11 protein-coding genes are annotated in these 10,555 nt (G+C 64.3%); 3 read left to right on the plus strand and 8 right to left on the minus strand.

Annotation, left to right across the window (positions count from 1 at the left end):
- Nucleotides 1-10 precede the first annotated feature (10 nt).
- The 7 genes from ACLP4W_RS17470 to ACLP4W_RS17500 form a co-directional block, all read right to left on the minus strand.
- Nucleotides 11-481, minus strand: a complete 471-nt coding sequence (locus ACLP4W_RS17470; RefSeq protein WP_442388016.1) for a hydrogenase maturation protease — start codon at nt 479-481, stop codon at nt 11-13.
- A gap of 3 nt (nt 482-484) precedes the next feature.
- A complete protein-coding gene (locus tag ACLP4W_RS17475) occupies nt 485-1,777 on the minus strand; it encodes a Ni/Fe hydrogenase subunit alpha (RefSeq protein WP_442388018.1) in 1,293 nt (430 codons plus the stop codon).
- The gene (locus ACLP4W_RS17480; RefSeq protein ID WP_442388019.1) at nt 1,774-2,532 is read right to left on the minus strand and encodes an oxidoreductase; all 759 of its coding nucleotides are present in this window, start codon (nt 2,530-2,532) and stop codon (nt 1,774-1,776) included. The genes ACLP4W_RS17475 and ACLP4W_RS17480 overlap by 4 nt, the downstream gene beginning before the upstream one ends.
- Nucleotides 2,533-3,390, minus strand: coding sequence for an FAD/NAD(P)-binding protein (locus ACLP4W_RS17485; RefSeq protein ID WP_442388021.1), 858 nt, complete (start codon nt 3,388-3,390; stop codon nt 2,533-2,535).
- Nucleotides 3,383-4,468 (minus strand): 4Fe-4S dicluster domain-containing protein, encoded by a 1,086-nt coding sequence (locus ACLP4W_RS17490; protein WP_442388033.1) that lies wholly within the window; start codon nt 4,466-4,468, stop codon nt 3,383-3,385. The genes ACLP4W_RS17485 and ACLP4W_RS17490 overlap by 8 nt, the downstream gene beginning before the upstream one ends.
- 155 nt (nt 4,469-4,623) lie before the next feature.
- Nucleotides 4,624-5,622, minus strand: coding sequence for an Acg family FMN-binding oxidoreductase (locus ACLP4W_RS17495; RefSeq protein ID WP_442388023.1), 999 nt, complete (start codon nt 5,620-5,622; stop codon nt 4,624-4,626).
- Between the two features lie 188 nt (nt 5,623-5,810).
- Nucleotides 5,811-6,989 carry a cation:proton antiporter gene (locus tag ACLP4W_RS17500; RefSeq protein WP_442388024.1) on the minus strand — a complete coding sequence of 393 codons (1,179 nt, stop codon included), beginning with the start codon at nt 6,987-6,989 and terminating at the stop codon, nt 5,811-5,813.
- A gap of 705 nt (nt 6,990-7,694) precedes the next feature.
- On the opposite strand from ACLP4W_RS17500, the gene ACLP4W_RS17505 reads away from it, so the two are divergent.
- Nucleotides 7,695-8,504: a DUF6065 family protein gene (locus ACLP4W_RS17505; protein ID WP_442388026.1), complete on the plus strand. Its 810-nt coding sequence runs from the start codon at nt 7,695-7,697 to the stop codon at nt 8,502-8,504.
- 419 nt (nt 8,505-8,923) lie between these two features.
- Complete coding sequence (locus tag ACLP4W_RS17510; protein WP_442388034.1) at nt 8,924-9,787, plus strand: cyclopropane mycolic acid synthase family methyltransferase; 864 nt, start codon at nt 8,924-8,926, stop codon at nt 9,785-9,787.
- Nucleotides 9,788-9,795: 8 nt separating this feature from the next.
- Here the strand turns inward: ACLP4W_RS17510 and ACLP4W_RS17515 are convergent, their stop codons facing one another.
- Nucleotides 9,796-10,047 carry a hypothetical protein gene (locus ACLP4W_RS17515; protein WP_442388028.1) on the minus strand — a complete coding sequence of 84 codons (252 nt, stop codon included), beginning with the start codon at nt 10,045-10,047 and terminating at the stop codon, nt 9,796-9,798.
- A gap of 423 nt (nt 10,048-10,470) precedes the next feature.
- Here ACLP4W_RS17515 and ACLP4W_RS17520 point away from each other — a divergent pair.
- The coding region (locus ACLP4W_RS17520) for a ribbon-helix-helix protein, CopG family (protein WP_442388036.1) at nt 10,471-10,555 on the plus strand (85 nt) is incomplete at its 3' end.

The following is a 10,555-nucleotide window of genomic DNA, read 5'->3' on the forward strand; positions in this document are numbered from 1 at the left end:
TCGAAGGTTGTTAACTGCAGTTGATTTCGGCCACCGCCATGTGGACCAACTCCGGCACGGCGCGCGCGACCTGCGGGGTCAAGCCGATGCCATGACCGGTGTCGGCCACTTCCACCGTGAACACCACGAGCTTGTCCGGTACTCGGCCAAGCGCCTGACCCAGCTCATGGGCGCGGCGGAGGCCGACGCGGTGTGAGCTCAACCCGTCGGCCCCGGTTACCAGGTCGCCCAGGGTGCAACGACGAACGCGGCCCGGCACCGGCGGAGTTCCGACCGCGGCATCGATCACGATGGCCAGCCCGGCACCGGACCACGCCTCCAGCAGGCCCATGGGTTCCACGATGCCAGTTACGACACGAATATCCGGCAACGCGAGGTCTTCCAGCGCCGCAGCGACGGCAAGGCCTACGCCGTCGTCGGTCCGATAGCTGTTGCCGAGGCCGACAACGACTGTTCCCCGTTTAGTCCCGCTGCCATCCACCGCTCATCCCCGCTGCACCGTCAGCGTCAAGAAGTGCGTCGAGCAGGAGATGCAGGGATCGTAATTTCGAATCGCCCGCTCACACATGACGGTCAGCGCAGCGTCATCGAGGGCGAGGTTGTCGCAGACCACGCGGGCCAAGTCAGCTTCGATGGCGGCCTGGTTCTGGGAAGTCGGTGGGATTATCGTCGCCGCGGAAACCAGCCCCTCCGCGTCGATCTGATATCGGTGATAAAGCAGGCCTCGGGGCGCCTCGCTGACGCCGTGCCCAACGCCCGCTCGGGCCGGAACTTCGACAAACGGTCGCGACGGCCGCTCGTATCCATCGATGATCCGCAGCGCCTCCTCGATCGCGTAGACCACCTCGACCGCGCGGACGATGATGCTGCGGAACGGGTTTCGGCATTCGGACGAAAGCCCGGCCGCGGCGGCCGCCTGGGCCGCTATCGGCGACAGCTCCGACGAGTTGAGGCAATAGCGCGCCAACGGCCCGGTCATGTAGCGGCCGCCGTCGAGCGTCGCATGCAGCGCGGTGGAGTGCGGAACCTGCGACTCGCGCACGTGCTCGGTGAAGTCGGCCACCGGGAACGACGGGCCGGCGCTGCGTGCGATGACGCCGTTCTCGATCGGATACCGGCCTGGCCGGCTCAGCGCCAGCATTTCGTGGTCAAGCTCGAGGTCGGGGAAATCGAACCCGGACGCCCACTCGACCGTCGCCAGCGCGTCGTCCATGGTACGACGCAACTGCTCGGCCAGCGGGGCGAACTGCGACCGGGTGGGCACCGAGTAGAAACCGCCCACGCGCACATTGATCGGATGGATCGAGCGCCCGCCGACGAATTCCATCAGCTGATTGCCCGCCTTCTTCAGTCTCAGCCCACGCTCGACGACCGCCCGCTCGTCACGGGCCAGGGCGATCGCGTCGGGGTAGCCGAGGAAGTCCGGTGCGTGCAGCAGATAGATGTGCAACATATGGCTGTGCATCCATTCGCCGCAGTACAGCAGCCGACGCAGCGCGATGAGCTCGGGATCCAATTCGACGCCGCAGGCGTTTTCGATCGCGTTGCAGGCGCTGAATTGGTAGGCGACGGGGCAGATTCCGCAAATCCGCGCGGTCAGGTCCGGCGGCTCGGTGTAAGCGCGGCCACGCAGGAATGCCTCGAAAAACCGTGGCGGCTCATAGATGTTCAGTTCGACGCTTTCCAGCGCGCCGTCCTTCAGCGAGACATGCAGCGCTCCTTCGCCCTCCACTCGCGTCAGCGTGCCGACGCTGAGTGTGCGATTCGCCGGATTCACGGCTTGCTCCGCTCGGAAGCGAACGTGGCGACGTTGAACGTCGAGAACACGCGGTCGATGCCACCGTCGGACATCCCGTCGCGGCGGAGCAGCGGAATCAGCGTCGCCGTTTGCGGCACCGCGGACGGCCCGAAACAGCCGTAGCAGCCACGACGATGACTGGGGCACAAGGCTCCACAGCCGGCGTGGGTGACCGGCCCCAGGCAGGGAGTGCCGTCGGCGACCAGGACGCACGTCACTCCGCGCAGCTTGCACTCGGTGCAGACCGTCTTGGCCGGAATCCTCGGTTTGCGCCCGATCAGCAGCGCCGCGAGGGTATCGAGCAACTGACCGCGATCGATGGGGCAGCCGGGCAGCTGGTAATCGACCTTGACGTGCGCGGATGCCGGCGTGGAAGTCGCCAGTGTGTCGATGTATTCCGGATTGGCATAGACGACGGAGGTGAACTCGGCGATGTCGGCGAAATTGCGCAACGCCTGCACTCCCCCGGCCGTCGCGCAAGCACCGATGGTGACCAGCACCTTGGACTGTTCCCGGATCTCGCGGATGCGTAGCTCGTCGTGGCGGGTGGTGACCGAGCCCTCGACCAGCGACACGTCGTAGGGCCCGGCGACCATCGAGCTGGAAGCCTCGGCGAAGTTGGCGATCTCCACTTGGTCGGCGAGGGTGAGCAGTTCGTCCTCGCAGTCGAGCAGGGTCAGCTGGCAACCGTCGCAGGAAGCGAATTTCCACACGGCCAGCGTGGTTCGGCTCATCTAAAGCTCCTTCACTTGCATCAACGGGCCCGCAACGTCGTAACCGACGACGGGTCCGTCGCGGCACACCAGCAACGGCCCCAGTTGGCAGTGGCCGCACCAGCCGATCCCGCACTGCATGTTCCGCTCCAGCGACACCCGGATGTCCTGGGCCGCTATGCCTTTGGCTATCAGGGCCTCGGCGCCGAACCGCAGCATGGGCTCGGGACCGCACAGGAATGCGGTGGTGCGGTCGGGGTCCAGCGCAAGCCGGCGCACTGGTTCGGTAACCAACCCCACTTCGCCGCGCCAGCCTTGGACTGGAACGTCCACCGTGACGTGGAGTTCGATCTGCGGGTCTTCGGCCCACTTCTCGAGCTGAGCGGCGAACACGAAGTCCGAGCGCGAGCGCGCACCCACGATCAGCGTCACCTTGCCGTACCGGGATCGCTGGGCCAGCGCGCCCAACACCGCCGGACGCAATGGGCATAGCCCCACACCGCCGGCGACCATGACCAAGTCCCGCCCGGCGGCTTCCTCCAACCCCCAGGTGGTGCCGAATGGGCCCCGGACCCCGACCACACTGCCCGGCTGCGCACCGTGCAGGGCACGACTCACCGCTCCGACCGCGCGAATGGTGTGGGTGATCGAGCCGTCCGTGACGGTGGGATCGCCGCTGATCGAAATCGCCGCTTCGCCCACGCCGAATGCGTAGAGCATCATGAATTCCCCGGGCTGCGGTGTCGCCAGTACCTCGCCGACCGGCTCGAGGCACAGTGTCGCGGAATCGGGGCTCTCCACGACGCGACTGCGCACCCGGTATGGGACCGGCGCCATCGCTGATACCACCTGTGCTGTGCCGCTCGCCGCCTTAGTCATCGCGGGCCATCTTGTTCATTTCTTCGGTGATGTCGATGCCGGTGGGGCACCAGGCGATGCACCGTCCACAGCCGACGCAGCCCGACATGTCGAACTGGTCGTGCCAGGTGCCCAGCTTGTGGGTCAGCCAATGGCGGTAGCGCGATGCGCCGGACTTACGCACACTGCCGCCGCCGTGAACGAAGGTGAAATCGAACTCGTAGCACGACGCCCAGTGTTGCCAGCGTTCGGCGTGTTCACCCGTCAGGTCGCTGACGTCTTCGGTGCTGGTGCAATAACAGGTCGGGCATACCATCGTGCAGTTGCCACAGGTCAGGCAGCGGTTGGCCACCTCCTCCCACTGCGGCGATTCGCGTGACCTGACCAGCAAGTCCCGGAGGTCCATGTCGGGCATCTGGCGGCCCATCCGATGCGACGCCGCCTCCACGTCGGCACGTGAGGAGCTGATCTCGGCACTCCCGGCCCGCCGGTGCGGTACGGCCGCGAGCACATCAGCGCCCTCCTGGGTGCCCACATCGACCAGGTAGCTCACGGCATCGCCGTCAAGGCGCTCGGTGAGGGCGATGTCGTAGTTCGGGCCGACCGCGGGGCCGGTACCCATGGAGGCGCAAAAGCACAGCCCGCCCGGTTCGGTGCAGTTCACCGCCACGACGAAGATCTGTCGATGACGGCTGACGAACGAGCTGTCGGGAAACTGGCCGCGGCCGAGCACCCGGTCGAGCGTCGCGATGGCGGCCAAGTCGCACCCTCGCACCCCGAGGAACGCGTAGCGCGGCGGCTCCTCTTCCGGGTCCACGGTGCCGTCGCGGCCGCCGGACCACAGCCGCTGCCGCGGCGGGTGCAGGAACTGTTTCCACGACTGCGGCCCGGACGAGTGACCGAACGCCGCAGCGTCGTCGCGCCGGCGCAGCCGATAGTGCCCGGGAGCCACATCAACGCCCCACCCCCGCGGCAGGTCGGCGGCCGACTCGAGTTCGTCGAGCACTATCGCGTCGTCCCGCAACGTCGGACCGACCACGCGATAGCCCCGCTCGATCAGCACCTCAACCAGGCGATACAACGCGGCTGCATCGAACATTGCGACATCGGAATCTTCGCCGTATCCGCTCACGGACACATCATCCGCCAAGTTCGCGTCCGCTGCATAGCGATCCCGGAGCTGAATCCCATTCCGCGCCATTCAAAGTGGAGTGAAGGCAATGTCGGTGCAGCGCCGTCGGCGACGACCGCGGCCTATTCGGCAATGTTCGGGTCGTGACCGGCAATCCAGTCGACGACGTCGGAGAGATCGCGTCGCGGTGTCGCCGGCAGTGGGTCCGCGTTGATCGGCGCCCAACCCACCCGAAGCAACATCTGCGGATAGTTGCTACCGCCGAAGATGTCGGAGCGAACCGACTCGCGTGTTTCGGCGATCTCCAGTGGTTCAGTGACCGGGCAGCTGGCCAATCCCATCGATGTCGCGGTGAGGAGGACGACGCTGGTTGCCTCACCGGCGCGCAGCCGTGCCAGCCGGTCGTCGGTGCGGGTTCCGAGCGCAAGCACGATGGCATTGTCATCGGCGGATGACGAGTCCTTCGGCATGGGCAGCGCAGAACCGGCAAAGAACCGGCCGGGTATCTTCGCCGTCGGGTCCGATACCGGCGTACTACGAGCCGGAACGCCCGCTACCGATGCGTAGCGCCCGCTCCACGCCGTGAGCTCCGCAAGATATTCGTCGTTTAGGTGGTCGAAGACAGATTGGGCGACGACCTTGTGCAGCTTGTCGATGTCTTCCACTTGGCACAGTGTCACGCCATTTCGGACCGCCCGCGCAGCCATTAACCCAATGTCGGCCACCGGAACCGGCCAGGAGCTGTAGTGGCGCCGATCGGTTCGACGCCGCGGTATCGCCGCGGCTAGCGCTATATCGACGGCATCAGCGGGGTAAGGAGACAATTCGATGGCGGCAAGGTGATTCGGGTCAGCCGGATTCGGCAGCCGAGTCACTTTGGATCGCCACCCAACGGCCGCGAATGCGACGACGCAGTGATGCAGCGCCGCGCCGCAACTCAAGATCAAGTCCCTGCCATCCGGATCGGTGTTGGGCAGCTGCCGCCTCGCGTCTGCGTGGAGATGCAGGCTTGCCGCATCTACCCGCCACCGCCACGGCTGCGTGTTGTGCACCGAGGGCGCCCGGGATGCCAGAGTCAGGACGGTCCGGAGTGTGCCGGCATCCGGAAAGCGCGCGTTCATGACCGTTTCCCTTCGGTGAAGCTTCGTAAGATCTACGATCGCGCAATCACACCGGGCCGAACGAGGGCACGACGGCTCTACCCCAAGGGACTTTGTGCCAATTCCCACGTGAGCCGGTGCTTCGAAACATCTCGAGGTCCGCGCCGCGAAGGCCCTTCGTCAGTCGGGCGGGGAGGCCTGGCCCGGCGTCAGGCGGACTTGTCGGTCACAGCGGGCTTATCCGGTTTAGCGGCGGTCTGGCCACGCGCCGCCACCACGCCCGCGATCGATGTTGCGGCGATCGTCAACAAGGCGCCGAGCATCAACGCCGCGGGCTCGCCCGCGGCCAGCAGGTGTTCCTGGGTGCCGATAGTGGCCGCGGCCACCGGCACGCCGAGCTGGGCGGCCGAGAGCGCCGCGAGCATCAGCGGCTGGCCGAGCAGCCTTCCCGCGCAATGCGCCAGCACGGCACACAGCCCCAGGGCGACCCCCAGCAGAATGAATTTCGGGTGCGAACCCAGTTCGCGTACCTGCAGTGAGGCGCCCAGCCAGACGAAGAACAGCGGGCTGAAGAACCCCTCGGTGATGCCGAACAGCTGGCGCGCCAGCCGTCGCGGTTCGCCGACCGCGGCGAGCACCAGACCCAACGCGAAGCCCGCCAGCATGATCGACACGTGGGTGCTGACGGCCAGCGCCGCCAGCGCGAACAGCACGATCAGGTTGGTCCGCAATTCCAGCGCGAACTTGTGGTCCTCGGAGTAGGCGTGCATACGCTTGCGCCAGCCCTTGCGGTCGACCGCGCGCATGACCACGAATAGCACTCCAGCGCAGCCCGCGATCGCTAACGCACCGAGCGCCGCTGCCGGCGCCCGCCGGAAGTCAATCACCAAAGGCAGCAAGACGATAGACGCGGCATCCGCGATGGCGATCTGCGCAGTCACGGAGAGTACTTGCGGTCCCTGCAGCCGCAGCGAATCGATCACTGGCAATGCCAGCGCCGCCGAGGACGATGCCATCACCACCGCGTAAAGCGCCGCGTGGCCGGTGCCGAACTCCGCCGCCAGCCCGACACCGAGGGCCGCCGCGACGCCACCGCTCAGCACCGCCCGCACCGCCGCCAGTGGCACCGCTGAGCGCAGCCCGCTGCCGCGGATCGGAACATGGGTGCCCACGACGAACATGACCAGTGCGAATCCGATGTTGGCGAATAGCTGAAACGTCTGGTCGGCGACGTCGACGACGCCGAAACCGGTCTTGCCGATGATGAGCCCCGCGATCAGCTCACCGATGATTACCGGTATCCGCAAGCGCGGAAGTGAAGCCAACAGCGGACCGGCCAAGCCTATGGCGGTCAGCAGCGCCAGCGTGTGGAAGCCAAATCCGTGCACGTCAGCGGCCCTTCGGCAGTGGCGAGCCCATGAGGATTCCAGCCGCTCGGAGGGTGAAGTGGGCAGTCAGCACGATGTCATTTTGCATCGGCGTTCACAATCGGTTCACGAACGAGATGAAAATGGCGCTCGAAGTGGCCTCGAAGTGGCCGAGTCAGCTCCGTCCGCGCGCACTGTAATCGCGTTGCCATCTGCCGTTTCATTACTGATTCGACGGATCGGGTGCTGTCGGCTAGCCCGGAACCGTGATGACTGGACGCCTCCGCGGGGGTGGACAGATGGCTAGCCCAGCCGGTTGGCCAGCCCACAGCAAATACCCGATCGCTGATCGCTGTCCGAGTGTGGATCGCCAAGCGTCCTTAGCCGCCTCTAGGGCGTTGTCGGCGGCGACCGCGCGCAGATCATCCGTCGTATTAATTCAAGTTGATTCAAACGTCGCAACGGTCTTCGCGATTCGGTTGACCGCATCCGCTTTCAGGGGCTCATTCGCCGCCTTCGACGTCGACCGGCGGTTTCCGATTCGCGTCGCGCGACATCGCAACGGCCCTGCAAAGACGCTTACCACTGCCCCCGATGAGCGGTATGTACTAGTGTTCGTCAAATAACTAACGGGCCGAAGCCGCCGAAGCATGACGTGCGTCATGTTTCTGGGGGAGGGATTCCAACGTCTGTCGCAACGGGTGCCCCCAGCCAATCGAGGATCGGATGAGTGACAAGTCCAACGGGCCGGCCCGTCCACTGATCGCCTTCATCACCCGTGATAACGCGCCGCAGATTACCCCGGCACCGATCAACCGGGCGTGGATGTCAGAGATGTCCGAGACGCGTGCAGGTTGGCCTAATCGGTGTTTGCCGATGCTCATCGCTAACCAAAGCGGCTGGGAGTTGCGCAATCGATGCGCGTTCACCGCTACGTGGTTCGGTCAGGAAAACGGCGTGGACGTGATGGTCGTACCCGACAAGAGCGACACCGATGAGTTCCTGCCCCTCAGCCATTTCGGTAACGGCATCCTGACCTGGCATCTGCCGATGCTGCTGCGCACTCCGCCGGGCTACAACCTGTTGGTCCGCGGACCGACAAATTATCCGAAAGACGCTGTGTATCCATTAGAGGGCATAGTCGAAACCGACTGGGCAAGCGCGAGTTTCAGCATGAGCTGGAAATTCACCCGCAAACTGATGCCGGTGCGATTCGAGGTCGACGAACCGATGTGCATGATCGTCCCGCAGCGCCGAGCTGAGCTTGAAGAGTTCGCCCCCGAACTCAGGCGCATCGAGTCTGACGAAGATCTGCAGCGCAAGCACAAGTCGTTTCTTCGCTCACGTGACGCGACAAAACAGATCGAGCAGATCGCGAGGGTCGCAGCGGGAGAGCAAGTGGAGTGGCAAGGTGACTACGCGCGAGGCAGACACACCGACGGCGAGGCCGGGACACCGGATCACCAGACTCGCCGTCATCTTCGTTCATTTGTTCAGCCACAATATGAGAAGCACAATCATAGTTCCAGCCCGTAGCCGCGGCCGCGACCGATTTAGCAGCATTTCGGCAACGGCTTAGATCAGTTAAGGGCAAGATTGCCTCGCCAGCAAACCGGAACCAGCGCAGCGCTGCGGTGCGCCTAAGCCGGTCTGGACGAGATCGAACGCGAAGCGATCCGCGCCGAAGGGCTGGACCGTGACGGCCCGCCGTGATGGCAGCTTTAGAGCTGGTACGGCTGAAATTGACCCTGCTGCGCACTTGATGGCCCCTTAGCGGACCCCACAGCGCGGGGCGCGTCACAGCCTCGTTTCGATGCCGAGCTCCGCCAGCAGGTGCCGAACGCGCGTCTCGATCTCATCGCGCATGGGGCCCACCGCACGCTTGAATAAAGGCGTGTGGCGCCGTAGCTTTTGGGAAGGCGTCTCTACACAGTTCGAGCGAAGGTCGTGATGAAATTTCCCCCAAACTAACCCCCAAATTTGAGATGGCGCAGGCACACTACGACCTGTCTGACGAGTTCTTCCGGCTTTTCCAAGACCCGACGCAGACTTACAGCTGTGCGTACTTCGAGCGGGAGGACATGACCCTCGAAGAGGCACAGCTCGCGAAGATTGACCTGTCACTCGGCAAGCTGGGTCTGGAGCCTGGGATGACGCTGCTCGATATCGGCTGCGGCTGGGGCGCCTGTATCAACCGAGCCCTGGACAAGTACGACGTCAATGTCATCGGTCTGACGCTGAGTAAGAACCAGCTCGCCCATGTTCAGTCGCTTCTCGACAAGAACCCGAGCAAACGCTCGAAGTCGGTCCAGTTGCGTGGCTGGGAAGAATGGGACGGCAAGGTTGACCGGATTGTGTCGGTCGGCGCGTTCGAGCACTTCGACTTCGACCGCTACGACGAGTTCTTCGACATGACCTATAAGGCGATGCCGACTGATGGAGTGATGCTGCTGCACACCATCACCGTCTTGCCTGTCAAAGAGATGATCGCCAAGGGTTTGCCACTGACCTTTGAGGGGGCACGCTTCGTCAAGTTCATGCTCGATGAGATTTTCCCCGGCTGTCGGCTCCCAACACTCGATATGGTGCCAGACTATGCCGCTAAGGTCGGCTACACCTGCACCCGCATCCAGCAGCTGCAGTCACACTATTCGCGGACCTTGGATATGTGGTCGGCGGCGCTGAGGGAACATAAGGATGAGGCCATCGCGCTACAGGGTGAAGAAGTCTACAACCGCTATGACAGGTATCTGAGTGGATGTGCGAAGCAGTTCCACGAGGGCTACCTCGACATCGCCCAGTACACGCTGGAGAAGTAATCGGCGCGTCAAGTTGCAGATGGGTCACGTAGCGGTGAGTCGGCCGCATCTGCTTCCCGGCGGAACAGCGCCACGAACGCGTGGTCGGCAGCCACCTGCGGCGGCAGCAGTTTGATCGCCACAGTTCGATTGTTGGTCGCCGTGTCATACGCGCGCCACACCTCACCCATGCCGCCGCGCGGCGAAAGCGGCGCGTCAAGCTCGTGGCCTTCATATCGGACGGCCCAAGGCTGGTAAACGGTGGTGGCGTCAGCGGCCATCGGGCAGAGCAGCGGCCCCCGGAGACATCGTTTACGGATGTGCAAGATGACGCAGAAGTGACTAACGGACGCCCGCGCGTTCTCGCCAGTCCCACAGCGCCGTCGGATCATCGCCCGCCTACGTGTCGAAGTGATCGAGCACTATGAACGTGGCAATGAGTAGCCGGCAAGTTGCTGCCACATTAGGACTCGGACGCACGACCGTGCTGGAGATCCTCAAAGCTGCAGGTATCACACTTCGGGCACGTGGACGGAAGCACTAGGGTTCGCTCTCTTTGCGTTCCTCGATAATGTCTTGTAGGAGCTGTTGTGCTTCTGGGATGAGCTCATCGCGGGAAAGTGGTTCGGCGTTGCGTCCGCTGACATCACCCTGGGCGTCCGCAGTACGGCGGACGGCCCGACCTAGTGGGCTATGCTTAGCCCATGCGACTACACATTACAGTGGATGACGAGCTCGTTGCCGAGCTCGACCAGCGGGCCGGACGCCGGCAACGTAGCGCATTCATCG

This window comes from Mycobacterium sp., assembly GCF_052145595.1.
Lineage (GTDB): Bacteria > Actinomycetota > Actinomycetes > Mycobacteriales > Mycobacteriaceae > Mycobacterium.

Coding starts and splice junctions, on each gene's coding strand:
- ACLP4W_RS17480 (WP_442388019.1), bottom strand. CDS start 2,532: ATGAGCCGAACCACGCTGGCCGTGTGGAAATTCGCTTCCTGCGACGGT.
- ACLP4W_RS17485 (WP_442388021.1), bottom strand. CDS start 3,390: ATGACTAAGGCGGCGAGCGGCACAGCACAGGTGGTATCAGCGATGGCG.
- ACLP4W_RS17490 (WP_442388033.1), bottom strand. CDS start 4,468: ATGTTCGATGCAGCCGCGTTGTATCGCCTGGTTGAGGTGCTGATCGAG.
- ACLP4W_RS17495 (WP_442388023.1), bottom strand. CDS start 5,622: ATGAACGCGCGCTTTCCGGATGCCGGCACACTCCGGACCGTCCTGACT.
- ACLP4W_RS17505 (WP_442388026.1), top strand. CDS start 7,695: ATGAGTGACAAGTCCAACGGGCCGGCCCGTCCACTGATCGCCTTCATC.
- ACLP4W_RS17515 (WP_442388028.1), bottom strand. CDS start 10,047: ATGGCCGCTGACGCCACCACCGTTTACCAGCCTTGGGCCGTCCGATAT.